The sequence below is a fragment of the Akkermansia massiliensis genome (assembly GCF_018847375.1).
GTDB classification, from domain to species: Bacteria; Verrucomicrobiota; Verrucomicrobiia; order Verrucomicrobiales; family Akkermansiaceae; genus Akkermansia; species Akkermansia massiliensis.
In genome coordinates this window covers 695,681-718,704 of sequence record NZ_CP072036.1, presented here as the reverse complement: position 1 = coordinate 718,704, position 23,024 = coordinate 695,681, and the positions used below count along the sequence as shown (strand labels likewise).

Here is a 23,024-nt window from a genome sequence, read left to right as displayed (position 1 = left end):
CAATATGAAAGCACTTTCAGTAATAATGGTATTGGCCGGCTTGTCCACCCTGGTTCCGGCTATGGCTCAGAATGCCCAGAATCCCCAGCGCCTGCGCGCCAGGGCTGCCGCTCCGGCCATCAAGAATGGCCGCCCGACGGATATTTACATTCTTTCCGCCAACGGCCCCATGGTCCAGTTTGTGGAAAGCAGGGAATCCCAGGAAGTCCTCCAGCAGATGGCCAGCGCCTTCAAAACGCTGTACATCTTTGAAACGGATGATTTCGTGGACGCCAAGGTGGCTATGGAAAACCGGAAATACCAGGACGCCCGCAACAAATTCCACGCCCTGGTGAACAAATATGCCTCCACGCTTTCCATCAAGGACAGCCTGTCCGCCCGGGCGGCCGTCTATGAATTGGAGTGCGCCATGCGCATGATGGACTGGGCCGGGGTCAAAGGCCTGCTGGCCAAGTTCCCCGTAAGGGGTTCCAATCTGTCTCCCTCCGCCCAGGATGATCTGGAGGTTGCCAAAATCATGGCCCTGATTCCGGACAAGGACTGGAACGGCGTGAAAAGCCGTGCCGCCTCTTTCCTGGCCACCAAGAAAAATGCCACTCGCCTTCAGCAGGCGCGGATGAAGTATGCTCTTGGGGCCGCCGCCATGGTAGCCCAGGATTGGAATAAGGCTCTGGATTACTTTGCGGAAGCCCTGGTGCTGCTGCACGGTTCCGATGAAGAACTGGCCTCCGCCTGCGTGGTGCGTTCCCTGGACTCCTACCTGCACATGCCGGATGTGGCCAAGTTCCTGGAGGATTCCGCCGTGACGGCTGCCGTGGAAGCTAGAAAACACAATCCTGAAACCGTGATTCCCGACTTGCAGATGAAAGCCCGTCCCGCGCACGTCAAGGAAGCGGCCGCGCTGTACCGCCTGCATGAACTGATGCTCCCGGACAGGAAGCTGCCGGCCAAGTACGACGGGTTTGCGGTTTCCTACAAGCATCCCGCTGCCGTTGCTCCGGCCCAGACTCCTGCTCAGGCGCCTGCCCAAGCCCCGGCACAGGCTCCCGCTCAGCCGGAGAAAAAGTAGTAACGAACTGACGCGGAGGGTTTTCTGCCAGCCGCCTTCCATTCAACAAGGACTGTCTCCCCTTCACAGGGAGACAGTCCTTTTTTGTACTTCGTTCCCTCATGAGGGTACCGCATCCCTACTGTCCGGAATGGCTGCCGCGCCTTAGGGGACGCTGCACGTTTTCCGGAGACATTTTTTCATTGGGAAAATGCGGAAGAGCCGCTGGCAGGGAGAGAACAAGAGCGGTTAAAAAACGGTGCGTACCGTAGGGAGGGGCTCTCTTGAGCGCAGACTTGCGGAAAAATATGAGGTGGCGGCTGCGGGAGCGTGTTCCACAAGGAAGAAAAGACAGTTTTTTGCAGATGATGCAGTTTCCGGGACTTTGTGCGGAGATGCCTGGAAAGCCATATTCCGTATGTTTTGCCCTGGCGCGGGGAAGGAGAAACGGCGTTGTTGATGATAGGGGGCCGGAACAGGGAAACCGGTGCGGCTGTTGCGGCTTCCATGACTGTTTGGGGTTTGCCTCCCCCTCAAGCTGGAAGCCGGGAATGAAGAATTCCGCATGGACGGCCAGCCGGCCACTCAACGCCGGAGAGGGAACAGGGGGCAGGAAGGCCGTTGCGCGGCGCTGTCCTCCGTTAGAAGGTATCCTTTTGTTGGTTTTCTGCCCCCATGTACGGAACGCCCCTGCGTCCGGGAAAAAAGCTCGTCTTTTCAGAAGCTTTATTTTTCCCGTGCAGGGTCATTTCCTGTTGGAGGATTTGGGAGGTCCGGAAGAATGATGTCAGGCCGCAGTGCGCCGGCGCCGCAGCATGGAGAGGGAAAAGCCGAACAGGCCCAGGGCAGCGGCAGCCGGTTCCGGCGTGTTGAAATTGACGCCTACGTAGCCATCCCGGCTCATATCCAGCTCATACCCTCCTTCCGTCCGTACTTCCAGCCCTTCCAGGCTGATGCCGTTCCCTGCCAGTTTGAAGTAAACCATGCCGGATCCATCCACCGGAAGAGCGGCCGGAGTTCCCATCAATTGAAGGATTACATTGTTGAATAAAAGAGAGCCGGAGGCTGTGGAATTCCCCTCCAGGCTGAACAGGGGCTTGTCCTGGCTCAGGGAGGCCATATCTACGGTAATGGTCAGGTTTTCCAGGGTGACGGAAGCGCCCGGGGAAAGGGATGAGCCCTGGATGCTGATAGAATGGAAGTTTTTCAAATCGCTTGAAAACGTGAGGTCCGTCTCCGCCGGTTGGAAGACCATGATGTTGAAGCCCGCTCCTCCGTCCACGCTGCCGTTCACTGTTCCGCCGGAATAGGAAAATACATCGTCGCCGGAACCCATGACCACCGCCTGGCCGCTGCCTCCTGTAATGGTTCCTCCTTCCATGAAGATGCAGTTCTCCCTGTCGCTGACAATCCTGATGCCCACGCCGTTGGCGCCTGTTCCCTCAATGGTGCCGCTGTTGGTGATCCGGATGGCTTCAAAGGCATTGCCGCCGTCGGAATCATCCACCAGAATGCCGTAGGCCTGGCCGTTCGTGTTGGAATTGGAAGCCGTGATGGTCCCGGTATTGGTTACAACGCCCCCGCCGATGGCAAGGCCGTCCGCACTGCCGAAGGAGTCCTTGGCAATAATCGTGCCGGAATTGGTCAGGTTTACGATGTAATCCACGTCCACGCCGTCGCCGTCCAGGGTGGTTGCGTCTCCGGTGCCGCTGATGACGCCGTCTTTGCCGTTAACCACGGTGACCACGTACTTGTCGTCCTGCTGGAGGGCGGCGTTCCAGTCCCAGTTCAGGCCGGAACCTCCCCTGCCTTCAATCCTGCCGTTATTGCTGATGGCGGCTTTCCCTTCTCCGGTAACTCCGTGTTTCATGCCGGTGATTTTCCCTCCGCTGTTGTTGGCAAGGTCCAGGCCATGGGCAAAGGTGTCAATGCCGTCGTCTTCCAGATCATAATGCTTGGCCGTGATGCCGTTTTCCCCCGCAGCCGTGGTTTCAATCGTGCCGTTGTTGACCACAGTGGCGTTATTGCCCAGTTTGACGGCTCCTTTCTGACCGGCGGAAATGGTACCGTTGTTGGTGATGGTGGCGGACGTGTTGATCATGTAGCGCAGGTCGATGGCCTGTTTTTCCGTTCCGGTCATCGTGCCGGAATTGGTCACGCTGATCAACTGTCCCGTTATTCCGTTTTCCATGTCCTGGTCCAGGATAAGGGCGCTTTTTCCGGAAATCCTGCCTCCTTCCATTACCTCGATCTCAAGGGCGGACTGGATGGGGTCTTTCAGGTTGACGGCATTTTTGGCGACGTTCAGGAATCCGGTTCCCGTGACGGTCAGTTTGCCCTCCGTCATGTTGACGGCCTTGGTCTGGGCGTCGCTGATGGTCTGGTCCGCAAGGGAGGGCGCGGCAAGCAGAACCGCCGCGGCCAGGGTCGTGGCTGTGGAATAAAGATGGTGTGCCTTCATGGTGACAAGCTCCGCAGGTTGTCGGGAGCGTCGCCACCATGCCAGAACGGACGCGTGGAAGGGAAACCCGTTCGTGTAACAAGTTTGCCACGGGGAATGGCGCGAAGCAGGGAGGAAAGGAAGAAGGCCGCCTACCGCAGGACGGGGGCGCTTTTCACTTCCTTCGTCCATTTCCTGTACAGGTCCGGGGAAATTTCGGAGGGCTTGATTTCCGAGCGTTCGCCCCAGAAGACGGCCGTATGCAGGACGGGAATGCCTGAGGCGTCCAGATGGCGGTCAATCGCTGCCTTGTGTTCCAGCACGGCGTTTTTTTCCAGGCCGTGCACCACGCCCATGATCTGCGCCCCGCCGAAGATGTCCCCTCCGGTTCTCCAATAGCAGTGGGTCATGCAGATGTGGCGTCCGCATTCCGCTCCCGCCCGGATTTCCATGCCGGCGGGAACCGTCCAGTGGAACAGTCCGTTGTATTTGGTGACGGGGCCGTCGTTCGTTTTGGTCCGTACATGTTCCAAAAAGGTGGCGAAGCGGCCGATGACCTGCTTCCGGTCCAGCTCTTCCGCCGTGCGGCAGTATTCCTCCGGTTCCAGGCCAGCCTGGGCGGCGCGGAGGGCCCAGGGGTCTTCCACCATTTCCTCCGGCCTGAGCTGTTCCTTGACGGAGAGGAGCACCTTCCATTCCAGCCCGGAGAGGGAGACGGTTTTCGTTTCCTGCATGGGGGCCGGTTCCGGAGTCTTGTCTCCGGGCCGGAGGCCCCTGCGGCGCATGTGCCCCACGCCCAGCGCAAAAACGCCGCGGGCGGGCAGCAGGACATAGTCGTCCGCGCCGATGTGGCGTTTCAGTATCTCGCAGTGTTCCTCCAGCGTGCCGCAGCCCACAGGCACCTTGACCGTGGTCCAGAGCCTGTATTGGGCGCCGGGATTGGCCGCATCCGTGTTGCGGAGCACCACGTGGCCCGTGAAGGGGTCGTGCTCCTTTATCCAGTCAAAGGCCGCATCCAGGTTCTTCTCCGGCAGGGACCATGCCACCAGGGCCCCCTGGGCGAGCTTGGTAGCCAGCAGCGTCTGGCGCACGCGGCGCACCACTCCGGCTTCCATCATGGCTTTCAGGCGCTGGATGACTACCGGGACCGGGTGGCCGCATTGCTCGGAAATGGCATGGAAGGGGAAGCGCCGGAAGCCCTTGACGCGGTCTTCCGCCACCATCAGGATGTCCGTGTTGACGGGATCGTTCGGAGAGGAGGGAATGCTGTTCATGACGGGTCAAAAAAAGGCCGGGCGATGGTGTCGCCCGGCCCGGAAAGCCGGAGTTGGTTTAGCTACTGCCCGGATTGGTACAGCGGCTTGTTGTCGTACCGGGCGTCGTAAATGGCGAAGGATTCGCGGTGCTGGTTGTGGTCGCCGCGGAAGATCAGCCTTCCGCTGTGCTGGCGTTCCAGTTCCATGAGCAGGCTGGCGTCTTCATTCTTGAAGCGGGAGAGCACCTCCGAGTTTACGACGATGACCATGTCCCCGATGGTTTCCCTGTATTTCTGGATGCAGGCGTAGATCTGCCGCTGGATTTCCACGCTCATGGTCATCACGGATTTGACGCGGCCCCGGCCTCCGCAGTACGGGCACGGGTCATGAACGGATTCCCGGAGGCTTTCATTGAGCCGCTGGCGGGTCATTTCCATCAGGCCGATGGGGGTGATCTGCAGTACCTGGGTCTTGGCCTTGTCGCGCTTCAGGCGGTCCTTCATGGCTTTGTACACGGCCTGCTGGTCCTTCCTGTGGCGCATGTCGATGAAGTCCACCACCACCAGGCCGCCGATGTTGCGCAGGCGGAGCTGTCTGGCGATTTCATAGGCGGCTTCCAGGTTGGTGTCCAGAATGGTCTTGTCCAGGTCCTTGGTGCCCTTGTTGCGTCCGGTATTCACGTCAATGGCGATCAGGGCTTCCGTCTCGTCAATCACCAGGTAGCCGCCGCAGGGCAGGAGCACCTGGCGCTGGAAGGCTTCGTTGATTTGTTTTTCAATCCCCAGTTCTTCAAAGATGGGCGTGCGCACGGGGAAGTGCTGGATGTGGCGCTTGGCGCGGCGGGAGATTTTTCCCGCAATGGAGCGCATGTGCTCCGTGGTTTCCGCGTCGTCGCAGATGATGTTGTCCACAGTGTCCGTCAGGAAGTCCCGTGCCGTGCGTTCGATCAGGTCGGGTTCCCGGTACACGCAGACGGGGGCGGGGTTGGCCTCCTTTTTTTCCTCCACGCCGTACCATTGCTCCAGCAGCATGGCGAGGTCGCGGACAAAGTGGCGGTAGCGCTGTCCCTGGGCCACCGTGCGCATGATGATGCCCATGCCGTCCGGCACGTTCAGCTTCTGCATGATCTGGCGCAGGCGCAGGCGTTCCTTGGGGTCTTCAATCTTGCGGGAGATGCCGAACTGGTCCGTGAAGGGCATCAGGACCAGGTAGCGTCCCGCCAGGGAGACGTTTGTGGTGACGCGGGGGCCCTTGGTGCCGATCGGGCCCTTGGTGACCTGCACCATGATTTCGGAGCCGATGGGGTAGATATCCGGAATGTCCTTGGACGTGATTTTGCGCTGCTGCTTCTTTGGCCGTCCTTCGCGTTCGATTTCTTCCAGGCTGGAGTCCAGCGCGGCGGGCAGAGCGTCCCAGAAGTGGAGGAAGGCGTTCTTTTCCTGGCCGATGTCCACGAACATGGCCTTGAGGCCCGGTTCGATGTTTTTGACGCGGCCCTTGAAGATGCCGCCTACGATGTTGTCTTCGCCTTCGCGCTCGATAGTGTATTCTTCCAGTACGCCGTTTTCCAGAAGGGCTACGCGGCGTTCGAGTTTCTCGGCATTGATGATGATGGTGGAGCCTTCCATGGGATCACAGGATCCGAAGCCGAAGGCTCGTTTAATTTTTTTAAGCATTTTTGTAAACACGGGGTGTGAATAAGCTAGGGTGTGCTATTGCCCGCAATGTTCCCGGAGGGCCGCCTCCCGGCAGGAGCGGCTGGATTTCAAGCTGTGGAGATGGCCGGAAAGGAATCATGCAGGCAGATGCGTTGATGTGATGCGGCAGTACGGCAGGCGCAAGGCCGGAGCGCTGGCTCCGGAGGTTCCGTCTTCAGTCTTCCGCGTCAGTAACATTAGTGAAGAAGTCCAGTTCCTGAAGGGCTTTTCCGGTACCTTCCGCAACGGCGCTGAGCGGGTCTTCCGCAATGTGGATGGGCAGGCCGGTCTGCTCATGAAGGAGCTGGTCCAGTCCGCGCAGCAGGGCGCCTCCGCCGGCTAGAACGATCCCCCGGTCCACGAGGTCGGCGGCCAGTTCGGGGGGGCAGCGTTCCAAAGTCGTCCGCACGGCGTCAACAATTGTGTTGAGTTGTTCCGTGAGCGCTTCGCGCACTTCTTCTGATCGGATTGTCACTGTCTTGGGCAGGCCCGCGACCAGGTCGCGGCCCTTGACCTCGATAGAGAGTTCCTGGGGCAGGGGATAGGCGGAGCCGATGCGGATTTTAATGTCCTCGGCGGTGCGTTCCCCGACCATAAGATTGTAGGTTCTCCTCATGTAGGAGATAATGGCGTCATCCAGCTCGTCCCCGGCGCAGCGGACGGAACGGCTGTAAACGATGCCGGAGAGGGAAATAAGTGCCACTTCCGTGGTGCCCCCGCCGATGTCCACGATCATGTTGCCGGCGGCTTCCTGGACTGGAAGGCCCACGCCGATGGCGGCGGCCATCGGCTCCTCAATCAGGTGCACGCGGCGCGCTCCCGCCGCTTCCGCGGATTCCTTGACGGCCCTGCGTTCCACTTCCGTAATGCCGGAGGGAATGGCGATGAGCACGCGCGGCTTGATCAGGTAATACCTGGCCGTGGCTTTTTTAATGAAGTAACGGAGCATTTCCTCCGTGATGTAGAAGTCGGCGATGACGCCGTCCTTCAGCGGCCGGATGGCCGTGACGGAGCCGGGGGTGCGGCCCAGCATTCGCTTGGCTTCGTCCCCCACGGCCAGAACCTTGTCTCCCTTGACGGCGACGACCGAGGGCTCTCGCAGAACGATGCCCTGGTCCTTGACGTTGACCAGCGTGTTGGCGGTGCCCAGGTCAATGCCAATGTCATAGGAGAAAAGTTTGACAATTTTCTGAAAGAAAGATGACATAAAAAACTAGTGGATAAAGGCGTAGCCCTGAAACAGCCGGGGGGAGGAACGCCACACTTTTTCCTTTTCACGGGACTGAAAGCCTGGCACCCGGACCGGGGCTGCGGGATAATCCCGTACAGGACGAATCGACTATGAAAAAACATGCCTTCCAGGTCAAGCGGAAGATGCGGGATGACATATGTATTTGCATTATCAGCAAGGATGTACTATATGAATGAAAGATGGCGGCAGTGTTTCCCCGTATATCCAAATTACATTCACCTATTCCATTTATGAAAGTCACTACTATCCTGACGGCGGCGGCATGCCTGGCTGGTTCTTTCTCTCTTTATGCGGACCCGGCTGCGGACAGGGAAGAAGCTGCGTCATCCACGGGAGCCTATTCCGTAGCAGGAGCCCTCCGCCTGCCTGAAAATACGACCAAGAGGGATGTCTACGGCATGAACGTGGGCTGGAAGCTGTTCAAGGGCAAAAATGCCCCGGAAGGAGTGAACAGTCCGGACTTTAATGATTCTTCCTGGGAATCCGTGAATCTTCCCAACGGCATTGAGCTTCTTCCGGAGGAGGCCAGCGGCTGCTCCAATTACCAGGGGCCGGTGTGGTACCGGAAGACGTTCACGGCCCCGGAGAAGCTGAAAGGCAGGAGGAATACCCTGTATTTTGAAGGCATCATGGGGAAGAGCGAGGTTTGGGTGAACGGGGAGAAGGCCGCGGAGCATTTCGGGGGTTATCTTCCCGTCATCGTGAATCTGGACAAGTGGCTGAAGCCGGGCCAGAAGAACGTGATCGTCGTGAAGGCGGACAATTCCAACGACGGGTCCTATCCTCCTGGCAAGCCCCAGGAAAGCCTGGATTTCGCCTACTTCGGAGGCATTTACCGTGACGTTTACCTGATTTCCACCGGTCCTGTCTATATCACGGACCCGAACGAGGCCGGAACCGTTGCCGGCGGCGGAGTTTTCTTCCGGACGGAATCCCTTGACCCCCGTACCCGCAAAGGCAGGGTGGGAGTGAAGGTGCAGGTGGCCAACGATACGGACAAGGAACAGAAGGTGCGCGTGCAGGCGCTGATGACGGACCCCAAGGGCGTGGACCCCGTCGGAGAGACCGCCCCGCTGGTCATTCCGCCCCATTCCACGGGTGAAGTGGATATTCCCCTGGTGATCTCCAATGTGAAGCCGTGGTCGCCGGACAATCCCAACCTGTACACCCTGAGCGTGGAGGTATGGAACGCCGCCGGAGGGAACAATGCCAAGAATCCGGCCCATCTGCTGGACAACCGCTCCATGAGGGTGGGCGTCCGGACCGTGGAGATTACGGAAAAGGGGCTGGTGCTGAATGGCTCCCTGTTCCCTGAAAAGCTGATTGGCGGCAACAGGCACCAGGATTTCGCCCGGCTGGGGAATGCAGTTCCCAACAACTTGCAATGGCAGGACGCCGTGAAGCTGAGGAAGGCCGGCATGCGTGTAATCCGGAGCGCCCATTATCCGCAGGATCCGGCCTTCATGGACGCCTGCGACCGCCTGGGCCTTTTCGTCATCGTCGCTACGCCGGGCTGGCAGTTCTGGGGCAAGGGGCCTTTTGCGGACCGGGTTTATGACGACATCCGCCAGATGGTGCGCCGGGACAGGAACCATCCCTCCGTGATGATGTGGGAGCCCATTTTGAACGAGACCCATTACCCGGCGGATTTCGCCAAGAAGGCCCGCGACCTGGTGCATGAGGAATACCCGTATAAGGGCTGTTACACCGCTTGCGACGCGGTGGCCCAGGGCAATCAGCATTATGAGGTGCTGTACGCCCACCCGGCCACGGGGGACAAGCACTGGTCCATCAAGGAACGGAAGGACAACAAGCCGTATTTTACCCGTGAATTCGGGGATAACGTGGATACCTGGTCCGCCCATAACTCCACCTCCCGCGCGGCGCGCCACTGGGGTGAAGTCCCCATGATGGTGCAGGCCCTCCATTACCTCAAGACCTCGTTCCCGTACACTACGTATGATACCCTGAACGCCGCTTCGGCCTACCACTTCGGCGGTTGCCTGTGGCACCCCTTCGACCACCAGCGCGGCTATCATCCGGACCCTTTCTACGGCGGCATTCTGGATGCCTTCCGCCAGCCCAAGACCTCCTATTACGCCTTCATGTCCCAGCGGCCCCAGAAGACGCGCAATGAGCTCGGCTCCGGTCCCGTGGTGTACATAGCCAACGAATGCACGCCTTTTTCTCCGGAAGACGTGACGGTGTTTTCCAACTGTGATTCCGTTCGCCTGAGCGTCAACGGAGGCGCGCCGGTGGAAAAGAAGGTGGCTTCCTACCCCAACGGCCTCAAGCGCGTTCCCGTCGTGTTCCCGAAGGCCTGGGATTTCATGGAAAACAAGAAGCTCGCCCGCGCCGGCAAGGAAGGGGCGGTGAAGCTGGTGGCGGAAGGCCTGATTGGCGGCAAGGTGGTGACCAGGCATGAAGTGCGGCCCTCCCGGAGGGCGGAAAAAATCCGCCTGAGCCTGGACCGTGAGGAAGGCGTGGAGCTGTGCGCCAACGGTTCCGACGTGTTTGCGGTGGTGGCGGAAGTCACGGACAGCCGTGGAACGGTGAAGCGCCTGAATGATGAAGAGCTTGTCTTTTCTGTGGAAGGTCCTGCCGAATTGCTGACGGATTCACCGGACGGCACCCTGACCCAGCCCGTCAAGTGGGGCTCCGCTCCGGCGCTGGTGCGCCTGGGCGCCAAGCCCGGAACAGTGACGGTGAGGGCCTCCGTGAAGCATCCCGGCTCTCAGAAACCCGTTTCCGGCGTCTTGAAGTTTGACACGAAGGCTCCCGGGCTGAACATGCTCTTCACGGAAGATGCCGTAGGCAAGGCGAAGAAGGGGGCGGCTGCGCCGTCTTCCGCAGAGGCGCCTGCTTCCGAACGGGAAAAATCCCTCCAGACGGAGCTGGAAAAGGTGCGCCATGAGCTTAACAAGCTGCGCAACGACAAGGTGAGCGCCCAGCAAAGCCACTTTGAATAACCGGACTCCCCGCCATGCTGAGAGAAAAGATCATCCGTTTCTGCCTGCTCCTGCTCCGGCTGGGGATGGGGGGCTTTTTTCTCTTTGTGGCGGGGCGCAAGCTGTTCCACCTGGACCAGCTCCAGGCGACTATTGACCGGTTCGCCATTTTCCCGGAGGCCTGGGGGCATCCCCTGGCCTGCCTGGGCGTGGCGTGCGAGATCGTGGTGGGTCTGGGACTCCTCTTCCGCCGGACCTGCGCCGGCGCCGCGCTGCTGGGCAGTGCGCTGACGTTCACGTTTGTAGCCCTCTTTGTGCAGGGCTGGATCAGGGGGCTTGCCCTTTCCTGCAATTGCATCGGCGTGGAAAGGGAAGTGACCAGCTATCCCTTTGAAGTGGCGTGGAGGCTGGGCCTGTTCCTGCTGATGCTGGTCATCCTGTGGAATTCCTGCCGCAAGGGGAAGACATACTTCAATGTGACCCGGCTGGATTTCAGCGAAATGTGACCGATGGGAAAGGGCGTGCGGCCGTTTTCAGGCCTGGAACGTTTCTCTGGGAATACATTCCGGGGAGAAGGATTTCCAGGGACCGGAAGACCCTTGCTCCCTGAAGGCAGTTTCGCGTGCACGCCGCCGCATTCATATATGCTTGGAGAACAGGCTCCCTTTCCCGGAATGAAGGTTTGATCCGTTCATTCTTCAGATTTACTCACCCTGCGGGCTTCAAGCTGCGCTTTCCGACCTGCCGGTTTGTCCGGTTTCCCGACCTTCATAGCCTCATTTTACCAATGAACGCCGCCTTCCGTCCAATCGGGTTTTCACCGTTTCTTGAGACCGGTGTTCGTCGTGGAAAATTTCCTTGCAGGGGCAGGGAGGCAGGGTATCGTCCGGAGGGATGGAGAAGCCTGAAGCCCGCAGGAAGGAGGAACCCGCAGGCCGGCGCATCACCCTCCGCTTGTTCTCCGGCGCGAACCCTGTGCACATGCCCTGGCTGCCGCCAAAAGAAGGCGCACCTTTCCCGGGCGCCTTTGCCGCCGTACTGTCTTACAGCTTGTGGCCGAAGGTATCTTCCGGCTTCAGGGATTTGATCAGTTCCAGCAGGAGCTTGATCGTGTTTTCCACGTCCGTAAGGGCGGCCGTTTCCACCGGGGAATGCATGTAGCGCAGGGGCAGGGATACCAGAGCGGAGGCCACGCCGTTGCGGGAAACGTAAATGCTGTCCGTGTCCGTTCCGGTGCGGCGTCCGGCGGCTTCGTGCTGGAGCGGGATTTTGTTCTTGTCAGCCACGATTTCCAGGCGCGCCACCAGGTTGGGGTGGTTGGCCGTGCCGTGGATGACCGCGGGACCGCCGCCCAGCTTGATGTCTCCGAATTTGCCCTTGTCCAGTCCGGGGGAGTCCGTGGCATGCGTCACGTCAATGCAGATGGCCGCGTCCGGACGCAGGCGGTGGGTGATCATTCCCGCGCCGATGCAGCCCACTTCCTCCTGGACGGCGTTGACGAGCATCACGTTCCAGGCGAGGGGCTTTTTCAGCTTGCACAGTTTCCTTGCTATTTCCGACAGGACGAAACCGCTCAGGCGGTTGTCCAGGGCGCGGCATACCAGCTTGCTTTCATTCATCAGCATGGGGCCGTCGCAATAGACGCCCACATGGCCCACGCGCAACCCGAGTTCCGCCACCTCCTTGTCGGAGGATGCACCTACGTCAACGTAGATTTCCCAGATTTTAGGTTCCTTTTCCCCGGGTTCCCGCAGGTGGATGGCCGTGTTTCCGGTTACGCCCGTTACTTCCCCCTGGGAGCCCAGGAAGCGCACGCGGCGTCCGCGGGCGATGGCCGTATCCGTGCCGCCCACGCGCTCCACGTAAAGGAAGCCGTCCTTGGTGATATGGCGGATCATGAAGCCGATTTCATCCGCATGGGCTTCAATCATGAGCGTGGGAGCGTTTTCCGCTTCCGCGTGGAAGGTGGCCCAGGTGTTGCCGTAGGTGTCGCACTGGACGTCTTCCGTGTACTTGCGCAGCTCGTCCGCCCAGATTCGCTGGGCGTCTATTTCAAAGCCGGAGGGGCTGGGAGTTTCCAGAAGTTCCGTTAAAAATTCAAGACTGTCGTCGCTGATCTTCATGGCTTTTGTATAGCACCGTTCCCGTATCCGCTCAACAGGAAAGCATGGCTGCCGGCGGGGAGATGTTCCGGGAGGGGGATGAAAAAGCCCCGCCTGCACGGGATGCGGGCGGAGCCGGGAAATGGTTTCAGCCGGGGCTAGGCCTGCTTGACCGGAGAAAGCCCTTCCAGGACGTTCTGCTTGTCCATGATATAGCCGGTGTCCGGATCATGGTACTGCGTGGAGTAAACGGATGTTCTGGCGCTCCCGTACGGGTCCGTTTCCTTCGCGACGGGAAGACGGTTGCTCAGGGAGGGGAAGCACTGCTCCACCAGTTCAAAGGTGGTGACGGGCTCCGGCACCAGGTTGACGGAGAAGATTCCGCATTCCCATGCCTTTTCCACATCCCTGACCAGGCGGTTCATGGGATAGAGCTGGTGGCGTTCCAGCAGGGCCGCTTCCAGTTCTTCCGTTCCTTCCGGGGCGGCGGCCAGCAGATCCGCCACGCTCATGTCCGCTCCCGTTCCGGTGACTTCCGGAAGGTAGACGTTCAGCACGCGTCCGAACCGGAGGTTGATGAAGGCTTTCATTTCCACCAGCGCGGCAAGCCATTCATCTTCCGGTTCGCGGAGCAGGGGGGAATGTTCATTGCCCGTTTCCGGCTGGGTGTCAATGCAGGTAACGTAGGTTACCCGTTCCGCCTTCACCTCATGCAGGAGGTCGATCAGGGTTTTAACCTGCGCCAGAAAAGGGGCCATGTTCTGCCGGATGGCTCTGCGCCCTTCCCGGAGGGAGGGGCAGATGATCACGGCCTGCCCGAATTCCTTGCCGCGCAGCAGGGACAGATTGGTTTCATCAATCAGGTAGTCGAAGTACCGTTTTGAGGACCAGAAGGCGCCGAGGGCGCAGGAGGAACCGATGAGTGCCGTGTCTGTCATGGGGAGGTGCGGAGGTTGGGCGGTTGAGTGGGATGGTGCCGTTATTTCAGGGCGTCAAAGGCGGATTTGAAGAGGAAGTATCCCCAGCCCCAGTCTTCATTGCCGGCCCAGTCCTTGTCATAGTGGTGGCGGGGCAGCAGGAAGCGTTCCGGGTGGGGCATCAGGCCCATGGCGCGGCCGGTGGAATCCTGGAGGCCCGCGATGCTGCATTCACAGCCGTCGCGGTTGTCCACGTACTGGAGAGCCACATTTCCGGCAGCCAGGTATTTTTCCGCATCTCCGGGGCGGGTGACCAGGCGGCCTTCCGCGTGGGCGGAGGGCAGCTCGAATTCATCCGGAAGGCCCTGGAGGAAGGGTGAGTTTTTAGCTACCTTCACCAGCTTGGCCCAGACGCATTCAAAACGTTCCTTCTTGTTGTCAATCAGGCTGGAATCCGGCAGAATCCCCAGCTTGGTGAGTATCTGGAAGCCGTTGCAGATGCCCAGGAGCAGGCCGCCTCCGGCATGGTGCCGGTGCAGGGCGTCTCCCAGGAAGCGTTCCGTTTCCAGCTGGGCCAGGCGGCCGCTGGTGACGTAGTCCCCGTAGCTGAAGCCGCCGCCGAGGACGACGAGCTGGGATTTGGCGACGTGTTCCGGCGTGGCCGTGGCGATGGGCTGGATCTGGGTGGAGAAGCCGGCCGCGCGCAGGGCGCGTTCCGTTTCCGCGTCACAGTTGGTGCCGGGGTATTTCAGTAAAAGTGCGTGAGGCATATTGGTAGAAATGAATCGTTGGTATGGTTAGGTCCCGGTTTTTGGAAATCAATAATAAGGGGTGAGCCCGTCTTTCCAGAGCTTCTTGAGTTTGGCTACGTCGCAGTCCAGCACCTTTTCCCCGCCGCAGCAGGTGGCGGTGAGGCGCTTTTCCTTCGTGACGCTACCGATGCAGGCGCAGGGGAAGCCGGCCATGGCCGCTTCAAAGTCCGCGGCGAATTCCGGGTCCACTTCCACCAGGATGCGGCCCGTGCTTTCACTGAACAGGGGGACTGCCGGGGATTTCCATCCGTTGACGGTCGGCGCCTTCGTGAGGTCCAGCCGTACGCCGCCCTTGCCGGAGAAGGCCATTTCCGCCGCCGTGACGGCCAGGCCGCCTTCGGAGACGTCGTGGGCGGAGAGCACCAGGCCGGAAGTCAGGGCGTTGTAATAGGCCTTGTACAGTTCTATGTTTGCTGCACAGTCCGTTTGGGGGACCTTGCCGTCTTCCACGCCGTGGGTGCGTGCGAAAACGGAGCCGCCCATCTCGTCTTCCGTGTGGCCGATGAGGTACAGCAGGCTGTCGTTCCGCCGCAGGGAGGAGCCGATAACATGGTCCGGACTTTCCACCACGCCGAAGCCGGAGCAGAGGAAGGTGACGGGCACGTTGATGGGGCCGTCTTCCGTTTCAAAGTAGTTGTAGAAGGAGTCCTTGCCGGAGATGAAGGGGGCGTTGTACGCGTCCGCCGCTCTGGCGATGGCCTTCACGCATTCCACCAGGCGGCCGAGTTCCGCCGGGTCTTCCGGGTTGCCCATGCAGAAGTTGTCCAGCAGGCCGATCTTGTCCGGGTTGGAGCCTACCAGGATGAGCTGGCGCACGCATTCGTCCACGGTGCCGGTGCCCATGGCGTAGGGGTCCGTCTTGCCCCATTCCGGAAGAATGGCGCAGGCCATGGCCATGCACTTGTCCGAGCCGTCGATGTCCACCACGGAGCCGTCCTGCGGGGCGTCCGCCTGTGCGCCCGCCAGGGGCTTCAGAATGGTGTTGCCCTGCACTTCATGGTCGTATTCCCGGATGATGGGTTCGCGGGAGACGATGGCGAAGTCTCCCATGACGGTTTCCAGGGATTTGTTCAGGTCCTTGTCCGGGAGGGGCAGGCCCGTGAGGCCCTTGCCGGGGGTGAAGACGGATTCCAGCTTCTTGATGGGGGCGTCATGCAGCTTGGAGTTGTCCAGGCAGCAGACGAGTTCCCCCTTGTGCCAGACTTTCAGGATGCCCGTATCGTCGGAATGGCCCAGGACGGTCAGCTCCGTCTGGAAGGTGTCCGCCAGCTTCTGGAGCTCCGGCAGGTCTTTTTCCTCCACGGCCAGGACCATGCGTTCCTGGGATTCCGACAGGAAGATTTCCCAGGAGATGAGGCCCGGTTCCTTAAGGGGTGCGTTGTCCAGGAAGATTTCCCCGCCCGTGACGGAGAGCATTTCACCGGCGGCGGAAGAGAAGCCGCCCGCGCCGCAGTCCGTGATGAAGACGATGAGGCCGCGTTCGCGCGCTTCCAGAATAAAGTCCAGCGTTTTCTTTTCCTCAATCGGGTTGCCGATCTGCACGGCGGTGAAGTCCTCTTCGTGGGAGGCTTCGTCCAGCGCGGCGGAGGAGAAAGTGGCCCCCTTGAGGCCATCGCGTCCCGTGCGTCCGCCGATGACGATCACCTTGAGGCCGGGGCGCATTTCCTTCAGGATGTCCCCGCGGGGAATCACGCCGGCGGTTCCGCAGAAGACGAGGGGGTTGTAAATGTACGTGGGGTCAAACTGGATGGCGCCGTTCACGGTGGGAATGCCCATGCGGTTGCCGTAGTCGCGCACGCCGCGCACCACGCCGCGCATGATGCCCAGGGGGTGGATGACGTCCGGAGCGGTGATGTCCGCCGGGTCCGTATCCGGAGCGCCGAAGCAGAAGACGTCCAGGGAGGCAATGGGCTTGGCGCCCTTGCCTGCGCCCAGAATGTCGCGGATGACGCCGCCCAGCCCGGTGTTGGCCCCGGCATAGGGTTCAATGGCGGAGGGGTGGTTGTGCGTTTCCGCCTTCAGGCAGACGGCCAGCTTGTCGTCCAGGGCGATGAAGCCGGCGTTGTCGTCAAACGCGCTGAGCACGAAGCCCGGCTTGCGTTCCATGATCTTTTCGGAAGGCTTCTTGATGTAGGTCTTGAAGAGGCTGTCCACGGTTTCCGGCGCGCCTCCGTTGACGCTGTGGCTGATGGAGGCGGAGAAGATGCGGTGCTTGCAGTGTTCCGACCAGGTCTGGGCGATCACTTCCAGCTCCACGTCAGTGGGGTCGCGGTCGATTTCGCGGAAAATCTGCTGGACGACTTCCATGTCCTCGCGGGACAGGGAAAGCTTCTGCTTTTTGCTGAGTTCAAGCAGTTCGTCGCTGCTCAGGTCCCTCACGGGAACGGTGCGGTAGGTTTTGGCGGACATGTGGATGGGGAAGGAGAGGGGTTAGGCGATGGTCCAGTTGTGAATGGCGGGGTTGCAGACGTCCTTGGCAAAGCGCGCCGCCAGGGCTTCCTTGTCCCCCTGGCCGAAGACGTACACGCGCTGGGTGATTTTCAGGCCGTCCAGGGTAAAGCCCATGTTCTGGCGGCCGCGGTAGTTTTGCAGGATGGCTTCCTTTTCCAGGTCCAGGGCGCCGGCCTTCATGCCGTAGTCAATCGTGAACAGGGAGTCTTTCAGGATGGGGGCGGCCTGTTCCGTGCATTCCTGGGAGATGGGGTCCACCAGTACACTCAGGAGATATTCGCGGGCTTTTTGTTCGTCCCCGCTGATTTCTACGGTGTAAACGCGGCTGCGGCGGAAGGTGAGGCCGGCATTCAGGGGAGTGTAGAGCAGTGCGTCCGCGTTGGCGGCGGCCTGGAACCGGCTGATAACTTCAAAGTGGAGGGTCATATCGCTCAAGAATGTTGGTAAAATGAAAAATGGGGGCCGGTCGGACAACCGGCTCCCATGAAAGGGGAAAGGGCTCAGGCCTTGTTCTGGAGCCGGGAGAGGACTTCCTCGTAGGCTTCCATCACGTTGCCCAGGTCCTGGCGGAAGCGGTCCTTGTCCATCTTCTCGCCGGTCTTGATGTCCCACAGGCGGCAGGTGTCCGGGGAAATCTCGTCAGCCAGCACGATCTGGGAGGGATCTTCCGCCAGACGGCCGAATTCAATCTTGAAGTCCACCAGCGTCAGGCCCACCTGCTTGAAGAAATCAATCAGCACGTCGTTCACGATGCGGGCCTGGTCCTTCAGGAAGGCGCATTCCTCTTCCGTGGCGGCATTCAGTTCACGGGCGTAATCATCATTGATGAAGGGATCGCCCAAGTCGTCGTCCTTGTAGGAAAACTCCACGATCGGCTTCTTGAAGGGGGTGCCTTCCTTGACGCCCATGCGGCGGCTGAAGGAGCCGGCGGCGATGTTGCGCACGATCACTTCCAGGGGAAGGATGGAAACCTTTTTCACGTCGATGTTGATGTCGTCCACGTCCGCGACCAGGTGGGTCTTCACACCCTTGCTTTCCAGCATGCGGTAAATGACCAGGGTGATGGCCTTGTTCATCCTGCCCTTGTTTTCAAACTGGGCCTTCTTGGCTCCGTTTCCGGCGGTGGCGTCGTCCTTGTATTCCATGCGGAGGACGTTGGGATTGTCAGTCGTATAAAGGCGTTTGGCCTTCCCTTCGTAAATAGGTTCCATGATACGTGTTGCGCAGGGTTGAATGCGTGCGGGGATGTTACGCCAGACGTTCCGCACGGTCAAGCCGCAACTGGACGAAGGAAGGGGGCGCCTCCGCACGCCCTTGCGGCTATCCCATGGGGAAGGAATTGACAAGGGCCATCCAACCGGGCAAACCCGGTTTTCCGGTCTCTGGACTCGGGTCTTTTCCGGAGAGCCACGGAGGTGAATGTCTGAAATCCGGCACAAACCGGCGGCCATTATTCTTCTGAATGAAAAAAGCATAATCAACTTGCCACCTGTTTCCGCGGATGTTAGGAAGATGATTGATGTTCAAACTGGCTGCATGTTTCTGGACGGCTCTCGCTCTCACACTTCCGTCCCGGGCGGAGGACACCTGCCATTCCGATGTTGAAAGTTGGAGTACTCTAAGATGCCCGGTTCAGTATTTTGCCGTGGAATCCCAGAACAGCCGCTATTGGACGACCCTTTTTCCGGACAATCCGCCCTTTGCCTATGCGTGCCTGTACCTTCCTTCGTTTGACCGTGAATTCGGCTTTTATCTGGACGGGAACGAACTGTGCTGGGCCAGAGCCATCGGGCCATGCAGCATGCAGATGCTATCCCAGTTTCCGGTGGCGGATTTCCGGAGTCCCGGGATGAAACAGGCTGCCGTGCTGCTGACCTGCTTGCACTTTCCCGTTTTAGGGAATCTTTTGGAGGGATGGGACTGTGTTGCCGATACCGTAACGGAAGAAGACCCTTTTGCCGGGCGTAAAAGAAATATGGTTCTGAATTTCCTCCAATTCCGGGAATATCGTGAGCTCTCTGCCGCCTGGGTGGAGGCCGTGGTCAATCCTGTTCTTTACAGTCGCTTATTTGTTAAAAGAGGCCGGACGGCATTAAACCCTGCCGTAGCGGCTGAACTTCGCAAAACGTGGGATGAAGCGGTCACTCGCAGAACTTTCCCCATGGACCTGTACCGCCAGTACGTGACCGGGTGCGACGGGAATTACTGCTACTTCCGCGGGGAGTCCGGCGCTATGGCGGAAGACCTGTGCCGGGGAGAAGGCAGGATGAGGCCGGCCATGAGGTTTCTGGCCTGGGGATTGGCAGACATGGCCATGATGGATGATTTGACCCCGGCAGGGGAGCAATGGGTGATGAAGCAGTGCGCCGCCGTCCGGAAGTATGCCGCAGAAGCGGGTGACGAGCCGCCTCCCATGGTGTCCAGTGAATGGGTGGAGGGATTCAGTAAACGGGTTTGGAAACGAATGGAGCAGGAGGAGGCCGCCCGGGAACGGGAAAAAAGCATGCGCGGGGAGTTTGCAGCTGCGGAAGAGGAGCCGGAAGAAAAAGCGCCCTCCCCGTATTCGGGAGAAAAATATGTCCGTGGGTTCCGGGAGCGTTTTCTGAAGCCTTTGGGAACAAATCCCCTTTGGAAGGATTTGTTCCCGGCGGGGACGGAGGGGAAGCCCGCCGTGTGCTGTTTGCTTCCCGGGCGCGGCATCTGCGGTTTTTATCTGGATGGCCCCCTCATGGGGCGTGCGGAATCCCAGTCACATCATCCCTGGGAGGTTTATGACAGCTGGTTTTTTCACCGGGTACCGGAAAGGGAGTTATTCCCTTATGAGGGCATTCCGGATGCGGAGGGGGATTGTGAAGCCAGGGTGAAGAGGGAGTGGCTCATCGTCGGGAGGGAGATAGGCGGCATGATGGAAGGGTTGCTCACCGGGATTGCCAGGGGAGAGCTGGTGTCCGGAAAAGGGAGAACGGCTCATCACGTGGACGATACCGGCTTTTGCATCGTGCGCGGGGCTGACGGAACGGAGAGGATCATGTCTGCCGCTGATGCTGATTTGGGAACCGTGGTGGAGCTGATGGATTTATTGTATACCATGGACCTGCTGTTCACTTGCGATGAGGATTATTTGAAGGGAATTATTGAGAAGCGTGCCGTGCTGCAGGGAAGAACGCCGGAGGAAGGGGCGCGGGAATATCGCCGTGAAAGCGGCCTGTGGAGCAGCAGGGGTGGCCGGGCCTGGTGGTTTTAATCCGGGGCCGGGGGGATTTTCCCTGTGTCTTTTCCGGAAACGTCCGGGCTAGGGCTCCGCAGCGGAAGGGCCGGAGATGAATTGCCTTTATTAACTTGCCCATGGTATTCTACTGGTTTAAAAAAATACTGATGTTCAAACTGCTGCTCTGCTTCTGGATGACTTTTTCGCTGGTTCCTTTTCCATCGGCGGCAGATGAGGAGGTAGAAGAAGGAATGACTCTCATTTACCCGGCCCAATATTTCGCATGCGCTTGGGAAGAGGCCTATTGGGGTGACGCCGGCGTTTATTGGGAAATGCTTTTCCCGGAAAATCCCCCCTTTACGTATGCCTGCATTTACCTGGGGTCCTTTGACTAGGAGTTCGGTTTTTATCTGGACGGAACGCTGATGGTTCGGGCTTCTTCCCTGAATTTGAATCCTGCCCAGATGTATTGCAATTGGTTTTTTGAAGGAACCCCTGAAAGGCGCCTTATTCCTTATGAAGGCGAACCATTCTGGATGGATGCCGGGGGCGTGGGCCGGGATTATTCACCCAGGGTGAAACGGGAGTGGATGGATATGGGGAAGGGTTTGTCCCGGCTGATCATCCGGGTCCTGGACCATGCCGCTTCCGGGGAGATTGCCGCCGGGAAGGCGGCGGGGGATTCAGACCCGGATTCCCTGGACATGGTGATCATCCGCGGGACGGACGGAAAAAACAGGATACTGACGCCGCAGGACGAGGGGTTTGAAACCGTGGAGAAGCTGCTGGAGTGTGCGTACAGCGCATACCAGGACGAAAGCGTGAAGGACAGTGCGGGGTATATCATGAAGCATTACGATGTGTTGCGGGGGAAGACTCCGCCGGCGGGAGGGTGCCCCCGCAAAGAGTGCTTTGGAATCAATGGGAGCCGTTTTGACTGGTAGGCGGAAGGGGTTCAGGCAGCCCTTGATGCACTGGCCGTGTGCCTCTACGGGAATTTAGTCTTGATACCGGTAGGGGTGCGCGTATCATGCGCTTTAGTATGCACGCCGACTTGGAGAAATTATTGTCTCTGGGGAAAATCACCCCCTCTCTCGCTGAAAAACTTGATCGCATCGCACCTGGCCGTTACTGCTTCCATACTACCTGGGGCGCCGGCAAAGTCATTTCCTGGAACCTGGCCGCCAAAAAGCTGGTTATTGATTTTGAGGAAAATCCGGAACACGAAGTTGCCTTGGAATTTGCTCCAAAAATTTTGGAGTTCCTCCATGATGACCATTTCCTGGCCAGGCGTTATGAAGATACCGAATCCCTGATCAACCTGTCCGTGGACGATCCGGTGGAACTGGTGCGCGTCACCTTGCAGGGCTACGGCAATTCCCTTACCCCGGAAAAGCTGGAAGCCGCGCTGAAAGGCACCGTGATTGCCGCGGACAAATGGAAGAACTGGTGGGACAAGGTGCGCGCCATGCTCCGTTCCAACGTCCAGTTCATGATGCCTACCCGCAAGGGAGAGCGCATCACGCTCCGCACGAATATTCTTTCCCGCGCCCAGGCTGCCCTGGAGGATTACAACAAGGCCGCGGACCTGAAAGCCAAGGTGCGCGTGCTGGACGGCATCAAGATGGAAACGGTCATGACGGAGCCGGACGCCGTCAACGCCCTGGTTCAGGCGGTGGACGCCGACGTGCGCAACGGCGGAAGCCTGGCTCTTCAGCAGGTGCTGGAGCTGGCCGTGCTCCGGGACGACCTGATCGCCGCCGTGAAGAACACGGAAGCGGCCCAGGCCGCCTACCCCCTCCGTTCCATCGTGGAAGCCAATATCGGCGATGTGGAACGCTTCGCGGAAGTGCTCAATTCCATGCCCGCCGTGCGCCAGAAGCGCGTGTACGTTACGCTGCCCGCCGTCTTTGGAGAAGAGTGGACGCAGAAGGCGCTGGAGCTGTTTGACGCGAGCGGCGCCCGCGCCGTGGGAGAGATTGCCAAGTTCCTGATAGAGGAAGGGCATGACAAGGCCCTGGTCAAGCATTTGAAGCATGAACTGCTGCGCCAGACTCTTCCGGCTGAATCCCTCATCTGGATATGCCGCCAGCGGCATGACGCCTCCAAGCCCCTCTTCGGCCTTCCCGTCGGCATTGCGATGCTTTCCCTGATTGAACAGGACCACATGGACGGCGGCCCCAACCGCATGCTGCGCTTGAAAAACCTGTTTATGGAGGACAAGAACATCATCCAGGAAATGATCAAGGGGCAGGACGTGGCGGAAGTGCGCCAGTTCGCCAAGATGCTGTACAATACCTCCGCCTTCTCCGAACAGGACCGCGGTGCGCTGATGGCCCGCGTGATCAGCGTGTTCCCTGACCTGCACGCCATCGTGCTGGACGCCCTGGTGGATACCTCCGACAAGCCGGAACCGATTTTCGTTTCCTGGGACAGCCTGGAAGCCCGCAAGAAGGAGCTGGAAGAGCTGGTGAATGTGAAGATTCCGGAAAACCTGCACAACAAGAAGATTTCCCGTGCGGAGGGAGACCTCCGTGAAAACGGCGGCTACCAGGATGCCAAGGAAGTGGAAAAGGTGCTTAACCGCCGCCGTTCCGAACTGGAGCAGGCGCTGGCGCTGGCCCGCGGCACGGACTTTGCCGTGACGGATACCTCCAAGGCCGCCATGGGGATGAAGGTGACCCTCCAGCCCCTGGCCGGAGGGGATGCCGTGGTGTACACCATTCTGGGCGCGTGGGATACGAATCCGGAAAAGCACATTGTCTCCTATCTTTCCCAGGTTGGCAAGGAGCTGACGGGCAGGAGCGTGGGAGACCAGGTGAAGATCGTGCCGATGGACGGCGACAAGAAGAAAGTGTTCACCATTACGAAGATTGAAGCCGCTTTTTAATTT

16 protein-coding genes are annotated in these 23,024 nt (G+C 59.5%); 6 read left to right on the top strand and 10 right to left on the bottom strand.

Features of this window, described 5'->3' with window-relative positions:
• The first annotated feature begins 4 nt into the window (after positions 1–4).
• Positions 5–1,069 (top strand): mucin utilization putative transporter subunit Mul1B, encoded by a 1,065-nt coding sequence (mul1B, locus tag J5W70_RS03005; protein WP_146017847.1) that lies wholly within the window; start codon positions 5–7, stop codon positions 1,067–1,069.
• A 766-nt stretch (positions 1,070–1,835) separates the two neighbouring features.
• Here mul1B and J5W70_RS03000 read toward each other — a convergent pair.
• The 4 genes from J5W70_RS03000 to J5W70_RS02985 all read right to left on the bottom strand — a co-directional run bounded on the left by J5W70_RS03000 (position 1,836) and on the right by J5W70_RS02985 (position 7,648).
• Complete coding sequence (locus J5W70_RS03000) at positions 1,836–3,509, bottom strand: hypothetical protein (RefSeq protein ID WP_215832918.1); 1,674 nt, start codon at positions 3,507–3,509, stop codon at positions 1,836–1,838.
• 131 nt (positions 3,510–3,640) lie between these two features.
• Positions 3,641–4,762, bottom strand: a complete 1,122-nt coding sequence (locus tag J5W70_RS02995) for a hypothetical protein (RefSeq protein WP_022397589.1) — start codon at positions 4,760–4,762, stop codon at positions 3,641–3,643.
• A 62-nt stretch (positions 4,763–4,824) separates the two neighbouring features.
• On the bottom strand, positions 4,825–6,420 hold the full coding sequence (locus tag J5W70_RS02990; RefSeq protein WP_022397588.1) for an Rne/Rng family ribonuclease: 1,596 nt from the start codon (positions 6,418–6,420) through the stop codon (positions 4,825–4,827).
• Between the two features lie 196 nt (positions 6,421–6,616).
• Entirely contained in the window at positions 6,617–7,648 is a 1,032-nt protein-coding gene (locus J5W70_RS02985; protein ID WP_012419593.1) for a rod shape-determining protein, read from the bottom strand.
• A 275-nt stretch (positions 7,649–7,923) separates the two neighbouring features.
• Between J5W70_RS02985 and J5W70_RS02980 the strand changes: the two genes are divergently transcribed.
• Positions 7,924–10,662 carry a glycoside hydrolase family 2 gene (locus J5W70_RS02980; protein WP_022397586.1) on the top strand — a complete coding sequence of 913 codons (2,739 nt, stop codon included), beginning with the start codon at positions 7,924–7,926 and terminating at the stop codon, positions 10,660–10,662.
• A gap of 14 nt (positions 10,663–10,676) precedes the next feature.
• Positions 10,677–11,147 (top strand): MauE/DoxX family redox-associated membrane protein, encoded by a 471-nt coding sequence (locus tag J5W70_RS02975; RefSeq protein ID WP_022397585.1) that lies wholly within the window; start codon positions 10,677–10,679, stop codon positions 11,145–11,147.
• A 537-nt stretch (positions 11,148–11,684) separates the two neighbouring features.
• Here the strand turns inward: J5W70_RS02975 and J5W70_RS02970 are convergent.
• The 6 genes from J5W70_RS02970 to purC form a co-directional block, all read right to left on the bottom strand.
• Positions 11,685–12,764 carry a M42 family metallopeptidase gene (locus tag J5W70_RS02970; protein WP_022397584.1) on the bottom strand — a complete coding sequence of 360 codons (1,080 nt, stop codon included), beginning with the start codon at positions 12,762–12,764 and terminating at the stop codon, positions 11,685–11,687.
• Between the two features lie 137 nt (positions 12,765–12,901).
• Positions 12,902–13,681, bottom strand: a complete 780-nt coding sequence (locus J5W70_RS02965) for a hypothetical protein (protein ID WP_022397583.1) — start codon at positions 13,679–13,681, stop codon at positions 12,902–12,904.
• A 41-nt stretch (positions 13,682–13,722) separates the two neighbouring features.
• A complete protein-coding gene (locus J5W70_RS02960) occupies positions 13,723–14,430 on the bottom strand; it encodes a phosphoribosylformylglycinamidine synthase subunit PurQ (RefSeq protein ID WP_022397582.1) in 708 nt (235 codons plus the stop codon).
• A gap of 48 nt (positions 14,431–14,478) precedes the next feature.
• Positions 14,479–16,881 carry a phosphoribosylformylglycinamidine synthase subunit PurL gene (purL, locus tag J5W70_RS02955; protein ID WP_022397581.1) on the bottom strand — a complete coding sequence of 801 codons (2,403 nt, stop codon included), beginning with the start codon at positions 16,879–16,881 and terminating at the stop codon, positions 14,479–14,481.
• Between the two features lie 21 nt (positions 16,882–16,902).
• On the bottom strand, positions 16,903–17,358 hold the full coding sequence (locus tag J5W70_RS02950; RefSeq protein WP_146017848.1) for a hypothetical protein: 456 nt from the start codon (positions 17,356–17,358) through the stop codon (positions 16,903–16,905).
• A 65-nt stretch (positions 17,359–17,423) separates the two neighbouring features.
• A complete protein-coding gene (gene purC / locus J5W70_RS02945; protein WP_022397579.1) occupies positions 17,424–18,134 on the bottom strand; it encodes a phosphoribosylaminoimidazolesuccinocarboxamide synthase in 711 nt (236 codons plus the stop codon).
• Between the two features lie 434 nt (positions 18,135–18,568).
• On the opposite strand from purC, the gene J5W70_RS02940 reads away from it, so the two are divergent.
• The 3 genes from J5W70_RS02940 to J5W70_RS02930 all read left to right on the top strand — a co-directional run bounded on the left by J5W70_RS02940 (position 18,569) and on the right by J5W70_RS02930 (position 23,021).
• Positions 18,569–20,167 carry a hypothetical protein gene (locus J5W70_RS02940; RefSeq protein WP_215832917.1) on the top strand — a complete coding sequence of 533 codons (1,599 nt, stop codon included), beginning with the start codon at positions 18,569–18,571 and terminating at the stop codon, positions 20,165–20,167.
• 389 nt (positions 20,168–20,556) lie between these two features.
• Positions 20,557–21,075 (top strand): hypothetical protein, encoded by a 519-nt coding sequence (locus tag J5W70_RS02935; RefSeq protein WP_022397576.1) that lies wholly within the window; start codon positions 20,557–20,559, stop codon positions 21,073–21,075.
• A 98-nt stretch (positions 21,076–21,173) separates the two neighbouring features.
• Positions 21,174–23,021, top strand: a complete 1,848-nt coding sequence (locus tag J5W70_RS02930) for a GreA/GreB family elongation factor (RefSeq protein ID WP_215832915.1) — start codon at positions 21,174–21,176, stop codon at positions 23,019–23,021.
• The last annotated feature ends 3 nt before the right edge of the window (positions 23,022–23,024 follow it).